The sequence below is a fragment of the Pedococcus sp. P5_B7 genome, assembly GCF_054049895.1.
On record NZ_JBFULM010000001.1, the window covers coordinates 495,736 to 508,775 of the forward strand.

The following is a 13,040-nucleotide window of genomic DNA, read 5'->3' on the forward strand; positions in this document are numbered from 1 at the left end:
CACGCATGTCGTCCGTGCCCTCGCCGTTCACGCCCGACGAGACCTGGCTGGCGGGTGAGCGCCAGCGGCTGTGGAGCTTCGCGCGCGGGTCGGTGCACCCGGCGGGCGGCTTCGCGTGGCTCGACGACCACGGCACGCCAGACCTCGACCGGCCGGTGCACGCCTGGCTCACCTGCCGGATGACCCATGTCGCCGCGCTCGAGGTGCTGCAGGGCAACACCGAGGCCCAGGCGGCGCTCGACCATGGGGTTCGCGCGCTGCGCGAGGTGCTGCGCGACACCGAGCACGGCGGCTGGTTCAGCGCCGTCGACCCAGCGACGCACGAGCCGGTCTCGGGCTCCAAGGAGTGCTACGCCCACGCCTTCGTGCTGCTGGCCGCGGCGAGCGCCACGGCCGCGGGGCACCCGGACGGCCAGGCGCTGCTCGACGACGCCCGCGACGTCTTCGCGACGCACTTCTGGAGCGAGACCGACGGACTGGCCGTCGAGAGCTGGGACCGTGAGTGGCGCACCCCGGAGGACTACCGGGGCGCCAACGCCAACATGCACACGGTCGAGGCGCTGCTGGCCGTCCACGAGGTGACCGGTGACCCCGTGCCGCGAGACCAGGCCGCCCGGATCGTCGAGCACGTCGTGCACGGGTTCGCGCGCGCCAACGACTGGCGGCTCCCCGAGCACTTCACCGCCGACTGGCTGCCGCTGCCCGACTACAACCGCGACCACCCGGCCGACCAGTTCCGGCCCTACGGCGTCACCATCGGCCACCTGCTCGAGTGGTCGCGCCTGGCGCTGCACCTGCGCACCGCCCTCGGGGTCGCCGCTCCCCCGTGGCTGCTCGACGACGCGGTGTCACTGTTCGACACCGCGGTCGGCATCGGGTGGCACGCCGACGGCGAGGACGGGTTCGTCTACACCACCGACTTCGACGCGCAGCCGGTCGTGCGCAACCGCCTGCACTGGGTGCTCGCCGAGGGGATCGGCGCGGCCTGGGCCCTGGGGCGCGCCGTGGATGACCCGTCCTACGACGACTGGTATGCCGCGTGGTGGGGTCAGGCGGAGCGGTACTTCATCGACCGCGAGGCCGGCTCCTGGCGGCACGAGCTGGACCCGTCGAACCGACCCGCAGCGACGGTCTGGTCCGGCAAGCCAGACGTCTACCACGCCTACCAGGCCGCGCTGCTGCCGTCGCTGGAGCCCGCCGCGTCCTTCGCCGGCGCCCTCGCCCGTCGCTAGCCCGCCCCAGCGCCTGGGTGGGCGTGGCGCGCGAGTCGCCTAGAGCTGCAGGATCCGTGCGCTGATCTCGTATGCCGCGGCGACGCTCCTCGGGTCGTGCACCTCACCGGGGTCGGCCAGCACCGCCTGCGGACGCCGACGCACGGCTGCGCTGGGGTCGCCGGACACGAGGTCGTCACACAGGCCCGCGACGACCAGGTGGGCGTCGTGGTCGTCCAGGCCTTCGAGGGCAAGGCCGTTGTACAGCAGGGTCGCCGCCTCCTCGAACACCTCCCGCGCCATGTCGAGGTCGACCTCCGGGCGCTCCGCTGCCACCCGTTCGGCGGTGGCGAGCAGCTGGTCGTAGGGCGGGTCGAACGCAGGGGTGGTCATGCGCCGAGGGTCCAACGCCGATCGCCCGCAGGCAAGCGAATATGCGCCGACCGCGTCCGATTGCCCCGATTTGGATCATCGATCACCGCAGATGTTCTAGGCGGAGTCACCGTGCCGGTGGAGGCGGTCTGCGGCTGGCCGGTTCTAGCGTCGAGTGACGCCCTGCGCTGGGCAGGGTGGTCGTCCGTCTATGAAGGAGCACCATGCGCCTCACTCGTCTGGTCATCGTCCCGGCGGCAGCCGGTGCGCTCGTACTTCTCGGCATGTCCGCCGCAAGTGCCGGTGAGATCACCGGCAACGGCAAGCCACCTGGCGGCGAGGGCCTCGGGTCGGCCCACGCCAACTCCATCTGTGCCTTCTCCGGACTGGAGGACGGCGACGGCGCCGGCTTCCCCGGACCCGGCGGAGCACCGCCCCAGAACTGGGGTCACGTCCAGCAGGTCGAGCGTGCCAACGGCGCCACCGTGCAGGACCTGAAGGCGTCCGGCTTCCAGCCCGGCGACTCCTGCAACGGTCACACCGGCTTCCTGGCCGGCGGCGGCGGGGAGCCGTAAACCCGAGACGGACGTAAACCCGAGACAGACGTAGACCTGGACTCCGGCGCCTCCGCCTCGTTCGTCAGAGCGAGGCGGAGGCCTATCCCTCCTTGTTCGCCTTGACCGCCGTCGACGGTTCACCGGCTGGCGGACCCTCCCCTGGAGCTGTCAGGCCGGGACGGACAGTCCTTGCAGGAAGGCCTGCCAGCCGAGCTGCTCTCGCTGCACGTAGTCGGCCGCGTCCGCAGAGAACAGGTAGGCGCGCACGCCCGCAGTCGAGGTCCCTTCGCCCGCACCGTGCGCGAAGGCGGTGAGCATCCCCGGCACGGGTCCGGTGAGCCGGACCAGCGCCTGCCGCTGGCCGACGCGCTCGACCGTGCCGGTGGTTCCCCGCACCTCCACGGCCGACCCCTCGGCGCCCAGCCCGAGCGCCTCGCGCAGGGTCGACCAGACCGACTCTGCATCGCCGGGGTGGGAGGCGCTGACCTCGAGCTGGGTGGCCTCCTGTCCGGGGAAGTGCGAGAGGTAGAGGCGCAGGTTGTCGAAGAACGGCATCCAGCTGGTGCCCATGTCGTCCCAGAACTCCGCCTCCCAGTCGGCGCCGGTCCCGAAGCCGCTGCTGGTGACCCGCACGACGCAGGTGCCACCCGACTGCGCCTCGACGAGGAACTCCGAGGTCAGCGGGCTCAGGGCATCGGGGTCCTGCCCCATGAGGGCGGCCCAGTCCTCTTCGTAGACGATGCGGCGCGGCGGGTCCCACTCGGTGACGTGACCGTCCGAGCCCATCTCGGGACCCATCTCGAAGTGCAGGGCGCCTCCCTCGCGCTCCTCCAGCTCGGTCGGCAGGAACCAGGCGCTCATGCCCTTCGCCGTGGCGATGGCCTGCCAGACCTGCTCCGGGGTGCCTGGCACCTCGACGCTGAACTCCAGGCGGTACGGGACGTTCGGGGTGGTGCTCATCAGCTCTCCTCGGGAAGTGGGTGGGCGGCGACGACGAGCCGGTGCGGACGCCCGTCTTCATGGTGGTAGCGGGCGGCCAGGTCGAGCACCGCGGCGGTCAGGTCGTCGGCGAACGCGGCGCGGTCGGCGGCCGACCGGAAATCGATCTGCGTGTCGATCGTGAGGGTGGGCAGGCGCTTGCCGGTGGCGCCCGCGCGGCGGGACAGCGCGCCGACCTCACGCACCAGCCGACCGGCCAACGCGACGAGGTATGCCGCCGAGAGGTGGTCGTCGTTGGCGTCGGGGTCGGCCGCTGACGCCGACACGGCAGCCGGCGACACGACATACGAGGCTGCGGAAGCCTGCAACACGCGCTCGGTGATGCCCCCGTGGTGGCGCTCCTCGGACAGCGTCACCAAGCCGTGCCCTTCGAGGGCCTTGAGGTGGTAGTTGACCTTCTGGCGGGTGATGCCGACCTTCGCGGCGAGGCCGGCGGCGGAGGCCGGGGTGGCCAGCTCGCCGAGCAGCCGGGCCCGGACCGGGTCCAGCGCGGCCGCGGCTGCATCCGCGCTCTCGATGACTTCGACGTCGTGCATGGTGTCGATGGTGCCCCTTGACAAATATTCTTGTCAAGGGTTCTTGCCTGCCCACACTGCGTGGGCCGGGCTCGCCGCCCCACCCGCCGAGCGCGCTGTCGAGATCGGCTACGAGGTGGCGCCCGAGTTCCGGGGCCGGGGGTTCGGCGTGGCCGCTGCTCGCGCGCTGGTCGAGTGGGCCGTCTCCACCGGCGAGGTCGACCACGTCACCGCCCACACGCTGCCCGGACCGAAACCGTCAACCGATGTCCTGGTGTCGCTCGGCTTCCAGCACGTCGCCGGTTAGGAGGTCCCTACTGTCTGACCCTCGCGGATCGCCGCTTGCCCGGCGCGGATGGCCCTCCCCTGCAGCGGCCCGCCGAGGAACAAACTGATCCAGCAGATGTCGAAAAGTCCTGCGGTGAGGGGGAAGAGACCCCACGCTCCCGCCAGGATCCCCCACCAGTGATCGCGGGCGACCAAGGCGAAGAGGAGCCAGGCCGCGCCGGCTGCCATCCGGAACGCCCGGCCACTCGGCCCGTTGACCCAGTGCGAGAATGCGGTTGCGTTGAACCGATCGGCCCTGGCCATCAGAGCCCCGCACCCCGGGTTGAGCGCCATCGCTGTCTCCTGTCTCCACGTGCTTCCTGCTGACAGACTCAGTCTCATGAGGAGCGCTGGGCCCCACCATGACCGGGATGCCGCGGCAGCTGATCGATCCACCGCCCTGGCGACTGCCTTGGCACGGGTCAAGCTGTCCGGCGCGATCTTCCTGCACAGCGAGTACACCGAGGCCTGGGCCTACGAGTCGATGGCGTCGCAGGACCTGGCCGCCGTGTTGGCCCCCGACGCCGCGCAGATCGTGATCTTCCACGTCGTCGTCTCCGGCAGCTGCTGGATCGAGGCCGGGTCCCACATGGTCTGGGCCCACGAGGGCGACGTGATCGTGCTGCCCTACAACGACCAGCACCGGATGGGTGGCCAGGAGACGGCTGAGATCGTCCCGGTCATGCAGCTCATCGACCCGCCGCCGTGGAATGCCTTGCCGCACATAGTCCACGGCCTCGGAGGGGCACGCAGCGAGCTCGTGTGCGGCTTCCTCGCCTGTGACGACCGGTTGTTCGACCCGAGCTTGGGCGTCTTCCCGCCCGTGTTCGTCGTGACCCCGCCGGAGGGACCGATCCGCTCGTGGGTCAAGGCCAGCAGCGACCTGGTCCTCCAGCAGACGAGCCAGGTCGCCGACGACCGCATCGCGGCACCGACCGACATACCGCAGCTCCTGCTTCGTGAGGTGCTCAAGCTGCACCTGGCCAACGCGCCGGCCACAGACACCGGTTGGCTCGCCGCGCTACGCGACCCCGTGGTCGCACCGGCGCTCGCCGCCATCCACGGCGACCCAGGCCGCAAGTGGACCCTGACAGACCTCGCCCGCGCGGCGACCACGTCGTCGAGCGTCCTCGACGAACGATTCCGGGCAGCGCTCGGACTGGCGCCGATCCGCTACCTCACCGGCTGGCGGATGCACGTGGCCGAGGACCTCCTGCGCACGACGACGATGCCGGTCGCCGCGATCGCGCCGCGGGTCGGGTACGAGTCGGAGGAGGCCTTCAGCCGCGCCTTCAAGCGCGACCACGGGGCCGCCCCCAGCATCTGGCGCGTCGCACCCTGACCCTCCCCAGGACGCGCCGCGGCTCGGTGTCGCTACGCCCCGGCGCTCGTCCCCGGGTCGTAGCCACTTTGCCCGACGCGCCCGCCCGCCGCACGGCATACGCTGGACAGGACGACCGCAGGGATCGCCTGAGCAACAGGGACAAGGACCGCCGCCGGCACACCGGTCTGGCGAGCGAGCCGATCGTTGCGGAGGCGCGATGAGGGAAGCCTGGGAGCTCGTGACCTCGGGACCCGAGGATGCGGTCCAGTCCGTGCTGCTCCTGCCGGGCGGGGCGAACGCGGCCCGCTCGTTCGACCTGGTGATGGCTGAGCCGGCGCTGTCGCGGGTGCGCCTGGTGGCCACGACCCTTCCGGGCATGGCTGGCGCGCCGCTGGGCGAGGATGCATCCGTCCCCGGCATGGCCCGTCGGGTCGGCGAGCTGGCGGAGCTGCACCGTTGCGATGTCCTCGTGGGTTTCTCGCAGGGCGCCACGGTCGCGCTGGAGGCGCTGCTGTCGGGTCACTTCCGCGGTCCGGTCGTCTTGCTCGGCATCAGCCTGACGACTGAGGACGAGGCGTGGTTCTTCCGCGCAGTGGTGCGGGCATCACAGCGGGTCGGCCGCTGGCCGCTGGCTGGCATGCTTCGCCTCCTGCCCCTCATGGCCCGGTCCGCCAAGCTGCCTGAGCAGCACCGTCGCGAGCTGGTCGAGGACCTCAGGCAGAACAACGCACGGGACTCGGTCCGTGTATGCCGCGACTACCTGGACTACATCGCCGCGGACACCGACTACGCCACCCGCCTGGCTGCATCGGACACACCGGCGTGGGTCGTCCACGCCGAGAAAGGGGATGGGGGGCTCACCGAGGCGGAGCGCGCCACCCTCCAGGCGGCTGCCCAGGTGACCCTGGTGACGATCCCGGGTTCGGTGTTCCTCATCCCCGACGAGGCGCCGCAACAGACAGCCGCGGTGATCGCCACCGCCCTGTCGCGAGCGACCTGACCACCCGATCACGGGACGCGGTAGGTCGGCTCTGGGCGAAGAATCGGTCAGGGTCGTCTCGGGCGCGCGAGTACTCGTCAGGCTCGCGCCATTCGGCCACGCACCTGATCAGCTGGACTGGCTGCTGCAGCCGTCATCGCGACCATCAGGTCGATCGCTGCGGCGTTCGACAGCCCTAGATCCACGCAGAGCGATCGCCAGGTGCCGAACGACAGGGCGTGCGCGACCGCCGCCTGCACGCTCTTGCGCCGCCGCATGGGCAGCCCACGGGTCAGCCGCGCCAGCCATTCGCTTTCCCGGGCAAGCCGGGCCGCTTTGATCCTGGCTGGCACGACGGCCGCGTCCCGGTGGACCGAGGTGAGCATCGACTCGCCGTCGCGGAAGTAGCGGTAGATGTCGGTGAGGCCGGAGTGCAGCACGGCAAAGGGGTCGCCACCGACTTCCCACGCGTCGGGGTCTGGGAGCGTCTGGCGAGAGAGCCACTGCCCCGAACAGGCCAGGAACAGGGACTCGTCGTCGGGGAAGTGCCGGTACACGGTGGCCCGGGTGACGTCGGCCCGCTCGGCGATCGCGGAGATGGTGGTACGAGCCGGCCCCACCTCGGCATGAAGGGCTTCGGCGGCGTCGACGATGCGGGCCCGAGTTCGCTGCTCGTCTTCGGCGCGCTTCACCTTGCGATACGCACGTTGTTTCGCCGAACTAGTGTGTTCAGTCAAAGTCTTGACACCAACTCTCGTGAGCGCGACGATTTCGTAGTACACCACTGTACGCGGTAATGATGAGGAGCCCGCGCATGAGCATCGAGGCACCGGAACTGACGATCCTTCAGCCAGGCGAGGGACAGGAGACCTTCCTCGGCACGATCGGGGTGGTCTTCAAGCTGTTCGGCGAGCAGACCAACGGGCTCGTGTCGATCGTCGAGCACCCGTTCCCCGTCGGCGCCTGCGTTCCGCCGCATCTGCACACCAAGGAGGACGAGTACTCCATCGTGACCGAAGGCGAGATCGGCTTCCGTTCTGGGGACCGGGAGGTGGTCCTGGGTCCGGGCGGCTACATCACGAAGCCCCGGGGCGAGACCCACACGATGTGGAACGCGGGCAAGGTCCCGGCTCGCATGATCGAGGTGATCAGCCCGGCTGGCTTCGAGCACTTCTTCTGGGGAGTCGGCGAGGCCGCGGCCGACGGCCCACCAGACCCCGAGGTCATCGCAGCTCTCGCGCGGAGACACGGCCTTGAGATGGGGGGCGCGCCGTGGCTGGACGACGTGATCGCCCGCTACGACCTCACGCCGCCGCCCGGCACCCGCTGAGCCGATTGCCTGCAGCGGGAATCGTCGCAGTCGCTCGGGCAACTGGTCGCTGACCACTGTCGATTCGGGCCGGGCTCGAACGTCATCTGGTTGGAGGCCACGCCCGGTGGCCCGGCAGAGCCGGAGGTCATCATGAGTCATTCGATCGTGCACGCCGAGATCCGTTCGAGCGACCCCGACGCAACACGAGCATTCTTCGGGGAGCTGTTCGGGTGGACCTACCCCACCGAAGGCGCCTTCCCCGGCTACACCTTCGTCGAGACAGGCGTGCCCGACGCCCTGTACACCGCGATCAGCCCGCTGCAGGGCGACGGCGACCTGGTCACGTTCTTCGTCGGCGTCGAGGACATGGCCAGCGCCATCGCCGACGCGACTCGCCTCGGCGGACGTGTCGTCCAGGAGCCGGTCAGCGTTCCCGGCGTGTCATTCGCGCTGATCGCCGACCCTCAGGGTCATGTCGTCGGTTTGGCCCAGCAAGTGTGACCGGCGCCGCGGCCCCGGTCCTAGTTCAGGAGGAGTAACCCGATGGCCACGAGCGCCGTGGCGATGGTGACCAGGACCGAGAGGAGAAACACGACTGACGACATCGGGGAAGCGACGCTCCCGGCCGGGCGAGCATTCATGGCGGCCAGCGAAGAGCGCCAGGCGGCAATGGCCAGCCCAAGCGTGAGGCAGATCCCGAGCAGGACGAAGTCGCTGTCAAACATCCATCGGGTCATACCGGACTCCGGGACCCAGCCACGCTCTAGGGCTGTTGCCACCACAGACGGAAGGCTCGCCAGGGCAAGGAGGAGAGCAGCACGCCGGACGTGGCGTGCGGCGTCTCTCGACGGCTCAACGGTCATGTCACCTTCCCGTTCGAAACGGCAGGCAATCTCATCATCGCCTGGCTCGGCATGGGTCCCGGTAGGCACGGTCGGGGAGGAAGATGTTCCATTCGTCCTTCGTGAGACCGCGTCCTGCCATCTGGCACGTCTTCGCTGTCCACGTTTCGGCACGGAGGTCCCACGTCCTGACCGAGCCGTCGGCGCCTGCGATGACCAGGGTTGACGGGTTCAGGAACCCCATGGCCGCCTCGGCAACAGCAACTGCACCGATGAACTCGCCGGTGCGGCCGTTCCAGACGGCCACCTTCTTGAGGTCACTGGTGGCGAACGCACTTCCGTCGCTGGAGAAGGCGCTGTACGGACCGCCATACGGCTGGGCGGCGCTCGGTCGCGCGATCCAGTCACGAGACTCCGCGTCGAGCAACCCGATCTGGTCGCCCTTGGTCGCGCCGATCCGCTGGCCGTCCGGTGAGTAGATCCCGGACGCGGGTGGTGGAGTGGGATCCACCCGTCCGGAGCGGAAGTCCACGAAACGGGGGCCGTCCCTCCCGTTGACCAGGACGGTGTGCCCGTCCGGGCTGGCGTCGAGGGAGACGATCGCGCCGACTCCCACGGGGACGGCCGACCGGATCAGCTTCAGGGTGGATGCGTCCAACACGTGGATCATCCCGCCTGCGGTGCCGACGAGGAGGAGCCTGCCGTCCCTGGTGAAGCCTGCGGTGCTGACGGCATCGGGGGCGACGCTCGCCCTGGCGATCCTGCGGCCGGTCCATGGATCCCACACCTGCACGAGGTCATCGCCATAGACCCCCACCAGGCGCTGGTGGTCGGGTGACCAGGCGAGGTCCGCCCACCGCCCCCCGGTCGTTCCCGGGCGGATCAGCGGGCCGACCTTTCCGGTCGCCACGTCGCGCGCCTGGAGCTTTTGGCCACCCCAGTAGGCGATCGCCTGGCCGTCGTCCGACACGCGTGCGGGGCCGTCCGGCTCGTCCCGCGGAGGGCCCGGCCTCACGGGCAGGAATCGCCGGCTGCCTTCGACGTCCCACGCCAGGACGCGGCCGTTGATCCCGGCCGTGTACAGCGTCCGCCCGTCAGGGCTCAGGGCCGGTGCCATCGTGCCCCACCGGTCGGTGCGGAACATCTCGGCGGGCTCAGGGCCGCTCAGGTCCCAGACGACATATCCGTCGTCGCTGCTGGCCAGCCGGGTGCCGTCGGCGGAGAAGCTCACATTGCCCGGGCGACCCTTGGTGACAGCGCGTTGGCGCACCCGCAGCGTGGCGGTGTCGAGGAGCGCCACGTCAATGCCCAGGGGGATGGCGATGGTTCGGCCGTCCGGGCTGAGCCTGAAGTCTTCGGGGAGTCCGGCGAAGCCGAGCTCCTCAAAGGTCACGGCGTGGCGCAGCGTCCCGGCGGGCAGGTCCCACATCCGGAAGTCGGTGCCCTCGGTGTAGAGCGTCCTGCCGTCCTTGCTGACACCGACGAACCTGACCCATGTGGGCATGGTCAGGAGGGCTGCCGGCGTGTCGGGGGCGCGCGCGTCCCACACCGCCACGAGCCACCGCTCGTCCTTGCGGAGCGCGACTGCCAGCCAGCGTCCGTCGGGGCTGAAGCTGGCCCGGTCGTAGGCGAAGAAACCCGCCGGTATGCCGCGTGGCTGGCGCGGCGCCAGCCGCCCCTGCACGTCGAGCAGGCGAACCGGTAGTGGGTTGGTGCGACCCTCACCCTGTTGCTGGCTGGTCAGGTCGCCCGCGGAGACCGCGAGCAGCGTGCCGTCCGGGCTGTACTCGGCGGCCAGGGCACCCCCCACCCGGTTGCGACCAAGCTCGCGCAGGGTCGTCCCGTCGAAGACGACCACTCCCGCGTCAAGGGCCCCCACGGCGACGCGCCCGTGCACGGCACTGGTCGAGACGGTGAAGATCGCCCCGACGTCGGCGTGCACGGATCTCAGCAGGCCGGGCAGCCTGTCGACCTCGGCCAGGAGGTTGCTGCGCGTGTCAACGGAGTCGTACGCCGCGACGCCGGCCATCGCGAGCATGAGCGAGGTGTCTGCCTCCCCGGAGGCCAAGGCCTGGGCGCCGACGCGTCTGGCATCGGCGGCCAGGGCCTGGGTGTCGGCGCGTTGCGCTGATGTCACGGCTATGGAGCCGGCGACGATGGCCACCGCCAGGAGGGCGGCCACACCGGCAAGCAGCGTCCGCAGGCGACGGTTCGTGCGGCGCTCGAGCCGGATCTGTTCTTCGGCGTTCCTGCGTTCTTGCTCGGCCGTCCGTTCCGATGAGTCGAGGAACTCCTGTTCGGCCGCCGTGAGGTCGGGTGCCGCGGCCCGGCGCCACTCCACCGCCCTGTCGAGGCGGACCCCTCGGTAGAGCTCGCTATCGGGTCTGCCCATCGACGACCAGGTCTCCGCCGTCACGACGAGGTGACGCAGAATCCGCTGGCCCTCGACGTCGTCGTCCAGCCAAGCGCGCAGCCGTGGCCACACCCGCGCCAGCGCCTCATGCGCGATCTCGAGGGAACCGTCGTCGCTGCTGACCAGACGGGCGCGCACCAGCTGCTCGATGATCGCTTCGTGCTGCTCGTCGATGGCGAGCTGGTGCCGGGCCATCCGCGTCCTGACCGGGTCGCCGTCAGGATTCGGGGAAACCAGGCGGAGCATGAGATCTCGCAGCATGCCTCGCTGGTCCGGCTCGACCTGCTCGTAGACCGCCTCCGCGGACTGCGCCACCGCCTCGCGCACCCCACCAGAGGCCGTGTAGCCGGCCACGGTCAGCGTGCTGCCCTCGCGGCGCTCCCAGGTCTGGCGGAGCACGTGCGACAGCAGGGGCAGCGCGCCCGGCTCGCCCTCGACCTCCCGCACCACGAGGTCCACGAGTCCGGGTTCGAGCCGAAGGCCGGCCCGCCGGGCGGGGCCTTCGACAGCGCTGTGCAGGTCCTCGACTCCCATTCCTCCCAACACATAGAGGCCGCGCTCGACGAGCCGTGCCAGCTCGAGGTGCTCAGATAGCCCGCCCAGCCGGTCCGCTCTGAAGGCGACGACCAGGGCGCCCGTCTCACAGTGCTGCACCAGCGCTTCGAAGAACGCCGACTGCTCCGTGGCGTCGCCGTCTGAGGCGAGCGCCTCCTCGCACTGGTCCACCACGAGGACGGCCCGCTTGGACCGCAGCGCGCTGAGGGCGTCGAGCGGATGGGCGCCAGGGGTGACCACCACCACCCGTCGGCCGTCGCGCTGGAGCGCAGCCCCCACCCCGGCGCGCACGAGGGACGACTTCCCGGATCCGGACGGGCCCACCACAGCCAGGACGCCCGCCGCGTCCAGCCGTGCCAGGCAGGAGGTCACGTCGGTGTCCCGACCGAAGAACACCTCGCTGTCCCACAGCTCGTAGGGCAGGAGGCCGGGATAGGGACACGTGACGCTCGCCTCGGGCATGGCTGTCGCCGCTACCAGGGAGGGGTCCTGCCGCAGGATGGCCTGCTCGAGCTGCACCAGCTCGGGGCCCGGGTCCAGCCCCAGCTCCGTGCCGAGCATCGACCGGGCACGCCGCAGGGTCTGCAGTGCGTCGCCCTGCCGCCCTGACTGGTACTGCGCCAGCGCGAGGAGCGCCCACCGGCGTTCCCGCATCGGCGCATCGACGACCCGCGCCTGAGCGCTCTGGAGCACCTCCCGCTGGCGCCCGACCCGGAGGGCGGCCTCTGTCTGCAGGTCTTCTGCGTCGAGGCGCAGCTCGGACAGCCGCTCGGCGAAGGCGCGGCCAGGTGCCCACTCCTCGAGGTCCGCCAGTGGTCGGCCGCGCCAGAGGTCCAACGCCTCACCCGCGAGGAAGGCCACCCGCTCCGGCTCACCACGGGCCAGGTGTTCCCCGGCGAGTGCCACCAGCCGCTCGAAGCGACGGTGATCGAGGCCGTCAGCGTGAACGACGAGACGGTATCCGTGTGGCGTCGTCTCGATGACCTCGGCCCCCAACGCCTTGCGCAGCCGCATCACACACCCCTGCACGACCTTGGGCCATGACTCCGGTGGCGCGTCACCCCACAGCGCGTCGGCCAGCACCTCCAGGCTCAGCTCCTCGCCCGGCCACACCGCCAGGGCTTCCAGCACGACCCTGTCTCGTGGCGGCAGGCCACGAGGGAGGTTTTCGAGCGCTCCGGTCACCACGAGTGGCCCGAGGACGCCAATGTCCATGCGCCTCACAGTCCTCCGGCCTGAGACCGCGGTCAATCGTGCTGATACCCCGCTGATACCGCCCCAGCACCGGGCTGGAACCACCTCGTGTCAGAACGGTCTGACCACGGGAGGTCCGGCACCCAGGTCGACCGCCCTCGAGTCTCAAAGGAACCGATCATGTTCACCACTCGCCGCACCATCGCCACAACGATCGCCACCTCCATCGTCATGACCAGCCTCCTCGGCGCCGGAACCCTCCCCGCCAGCGCCCGCCAGGACCCGGCCCCGAAGGTCGTCCAGATCATTCCCGACGACCGCCCCTGCGCACTCGCCCGGGTGGGGAGCCAGTTCGTCAAGTGCGACAACCTCACCGGCAATGGTGTGCCCGCTCCGAGCTGGATCCCTCTCGCCTGACCATCCGTCGCTTCGGGATGCCG

General features: G+C 70.5%; 15 protein-coding genes. 8 read left to right on the forward strand and 7 right to left on the reverse strand.

Annotated features, from left to right (window positions below):
* Positions 1-5: 5 nt before the first annotated feature.
* Entirely contained in the window at positions 6-1,232 is a 1,227-nt protein-coding gene (locus ACXJKD_RS02240) for an AGE family epimerase/isomerase (protein ID WP_457252700.1), read from the forward strand.
* Positions 1,233-1,271: 39 nt separating this feature from the next.
* Here the strand turns inward: ACXJKD_RS02240 and ACXJKD_RS02245 are convergent, their stop codons facing one another.
* Positions 1,272-1,604, reverse strand: a complete 333-nt coding sequence (locus ACXJKD_RS02245; protein ID WP_457252701.1) for a hypothetical protein — start codon at positions 1,602-1,604, stop codon at positions 1,272-1,274.
* Positions 1,605-1,807: 203 nt separating this feature from the next.
* Between ACXJKD_RS02245 and ACXJKD_RS02250 the strand changes: the two genes are divergently transcribed.
* Positions 1,808-2,158 (forward strand): hypothetical protein, encoded by a 351-nt coding sequence (locus ACXJKD_RS02250; RefSeq protein ID WP_457252702.1) that lies wholly within the window; start codon positions 1,808-1,810, stop codon positions 2,156-2,158.
* Between the two features lie 150 nt (positions 2,159-2,308).
* Here ACXJKD_RS02250 and ACXJKD_RS02255 read toward each other — a convergent pair whose 3' ends face one another.
* Both ACXJKD_RS02255 and ACXJKD_RS02260 read right to left on the reverse strand, forming a co-directional pair.
* Complete coding sequence (locus ACXJKD_RS02255; protein WP_457252703.1) at positions 2,309-3,100, reverse strand: SRPBCC family protein; 792 nt, start codon at positions 3,098-3,100, stop codon at positions 2,309-2,311.
* Positions 3,100-3,675 carry an ArsR/SmtB family transcription factor gene (locus ACXJKD_RS02260; RefSeq protein ID WP_457252704.1) on the reverse strand — a complete coding sequence of 192 codons (576 nt, stop codon included), beginning with the start codon at positions 3,673-3,675 and terminating at the stop codon, positions 3,100-3,102. Before ACXJKD_RS02260 ends, ACXJKD_RS02255 begins: the two co-directional genes overlap by 1 nt.
* A gap of 43 nt (positions 3,676-3,718) precedes the next feature.
* Between ACXJKD_RS02260 and ACXJKD_RS02265 the strand changes: the two genes are divergently transcribed.
* Positions 3,719-3,961, forward strand: a complete 243-nt coding sequence (locus ACXJKD_RS02265) for a GNAT family N-acetyltransferase (protein ID WP_457252705.1) — start codon at positions 3,719-3,721, stop codon at positions 3,959-3,961.
* On the opposite strand, the gene ACXJKD_RS02270 is transcribed toward ACXJKD_RS02265, so the two are convergent.
* The gene (locus ACXJKD_RS02270) at positions 3,958-4,275 is read right to left on the reverse strand and encodes a YgaP family membrane protein (RefSeq protein WP_457252706.1); all 318 of its coding nucleotides are present in this window, start codon (positions 4,273-4,275) and stop codon (positions 3,958-3,960) included. The two genes, ACXJKD_RS02265 and ACXJKD_RS02270, sit on opposite strands and share 4 nt — an antisense overlap.
* Before the next feature lie 46 nt (positions 4,276-4,321).
* Here ACXJKD_RS02270 and ACXJKD_RS02275 point away from each other — a divergent pair, with 46 nt between their 5' ends.
* Positions 4,322-5,323 carry an AraC family transcriptional regulator gene (locus tag ACXJKD_RS02275; RefSeq protein ID WP_457252707.1) on the forward strand — a complete coding sequence of 334 codons (1,002 nt, stop codon included), beginning with the start codon at positions 4,322-4,324 and terminating at the stop codon, positions 5,321-5,323.
* Positions 5,324-5,543: 220 nt separating this feature from the next.
* Positions 5,544-6,305, forward strand: coding sequence for an alpha/beta fold hydrolase (locus tag ACXJKD_RS02280; RefSeq protein WP_457252708.1), 762 nt, complete (start codon positions 5,544-5,546; stop codon positions 6,303-6,305).
* Positions 6,306-6,382: 77 nt separating this feature from the next.
* Here the strand turns inward: ACXJKD_RS02280 and ACXJKD_RS02285 are convergent, their stop codons facing one another.
* Positions 6,383-7,066, reverse strand: a complete 684-nt coding sequence (locus ACXJKD_RS02285) for a TetR/AcrR family transcriptional regulator (RefSeq protein WP_457252709.1) — start codon at positions 7,064-7,066, stop codon at positions 6,383-6,385.
* A 32-nt stretch (positions 7,067-7,098) separates the two neighbouring features.
* Between ACXJKD_RS02285 and ACXJKD_RS02290 the strand changes: the two genes are divergently transcribed.
* Both ACXJKD_RS02290 and ACXJKD_RS02295 read left to right on the forward strand, forming a co-directional pair.
* Positions 7,099-7,614, forward strand: coding sequence for a cupin domain-containing protein (locus ACXJKD_RS02290; protein WP_457252710.1), 516 nt, complete (start codon positions 7,099-7,101; stop codon positions 7,612-7,614).
* A gap of 132 nt (positions 7,615-7,746) precedes the next feature.
* Complete coding sequence (locus ACXJKD_RS02295; RefSeq protein ID WP_457252711.1) at positions 7,747-8,097, forward strand: VOC family protein; 351 nt, start codon at positions 7,747-7,749, stop codon at positions 8,095-8,097.
* Positions 8,098-8,117: 20 nt separating this feature from the next.
* On the opposite strand, the gene ACXJKD_RS02300 is transcribed toward ACXJKD_RS02295, so the two are convergent.
* Both ACXJKD_RS02300 and ACXJKD_RS02305 read right to left on the reverse strand, forming a co-directional pair.
* Positions 8,118-8,459 carry a hypothetical protein gene (locus ACXJKD_RS02300; protein WP_457252712.1) on the reverse strand — a complete coding sequence of 114 codons (342 nt, stop codon included), beginning with the start codon at positions 8,457-8,459 and terminating at the stop codon, positions 8,118-8,120.
* Positions 8,460-8,493: 34 nt separating this feature from the next.
* A complete protein-coding gene (locus tag ACXJKD_RS02305) occupies positions 8,494-12,621 on the reverse strand; it encodes an nSTAND1 domain-containing NTPase (protein ID WP_457252713.1) in 4,128 nt (1,375 codons plus the stop codon).
* A gap of 159 nt (positions 12,622-12,780) precedes the next feature.
* Between ACXJKD_RS02305 and ACXJKD_RS02310 the strand changes: the two genes are divergently transcribed.
* Positions 12,781-13,017 (forward strand): hypothetical protein, encoded by a 237-nt coding sequence (locus ACXJKD_RS02310; RefSeq protein ID WP_457252714.1) that lies wholly within the window; start codon positions 12,781-12,783, stop codon positions 13,015-13,017.
* The last annotated feature ends 23 nt before the right edge of the window (positions 13,018-13,040 follow it).

Excerpts from the sequence above, each read along its gene's own strand:
- ACXJKD_RS02310 (WP_457252714.1), top strand. The coding sequence starts at position 12,781 with ATGTTCACCACTCGCCGCACCATCGCCACAACGATCGCCACCTCCATC.
- ACXJKD_RS02240 (WP_457252700.1), top strand. The coding sequence starts at position 6 with ATGTCGTCCGTGCCCTCGCCGTTCACGCCCGACGAGACCTGGCTGGCG.
- ACXJKD_RS02250 (WP_457252702.1), top strand. The coding sequence starts at position 1,808 with ATGCGCCTCACTCGTCTGGTCATCGTCCCGGCGGCAGCCGGTGCGCTC.
- ACXJKD_RS02305 (WP_457252713.1), bottom strand. The coding sequence starts at position 12,621 with ATGGACATTGGCGTCCTCGGGCCACTCGTGGTGACCGGAGCGCTCGAA.
- ACXJKD_RS02275 (WP_457252707.1), top strand. The coding sequence starts at position 4,322 with ATGAGGAGCGCTGGGCCCCACCATGACCGGGATGCCGCGGCAGCTGAT.
- ACXJKD_RS02260 (WP_457252704.1), bottom strand. The coding sequence starts at position 3,675 with ATGCACGACGTCGAAGTCATCGAGAGCGCGGATGCAGCCGCGGCCGCG.
- ACXJKD_RS02255 (WP_457252703.1), bottom strand. The coding sequence starts at position 3,100 with ATGAGCACCACCCCGAACGTCCCGTACCGCCTGGAGTTCAGCGTCGAG.
- ACXJKD_RS02245 (WP_457252701.1), bottom strand. The coding sequence starts at position 1,604 with ATGACCACCCCTGCGTTCGACCCGCCCTACGACCAGCTGCTCGCCACC.
- ACXJKD_RS02270 (WP_457252706.1), bottom strand. The coding sequence starts at position 4,275 with ATGGCGCTCAACCCGGGGTGCGGGGCTCTGATGGCCAGGGCCGATCGG.
- ACXJKD_RS02295 (WP_457252711.1), top strand. The coding sequence starts at position 7,747 with ATGAGTCATTCGATCGTGCACGCCGAGATCCGTTCGAGCGACCCCGAC.
- ACXJKD_RS02290 (WP_457252710.1), top strand. The coding sequence starts at position 7,099 with ATGAGCATCGAGGCACCGGAACTGACGATCCTTCAGCCAGGCGAGGGA.
- ACXJKD_RS02300 (WP_457252712.1), bottom strand. The coding sequence starts at position 8,459 with ATGACCGTTGAGCCGTCGAGAGACGCCGCACGCCACGTCCGGCGTGCT.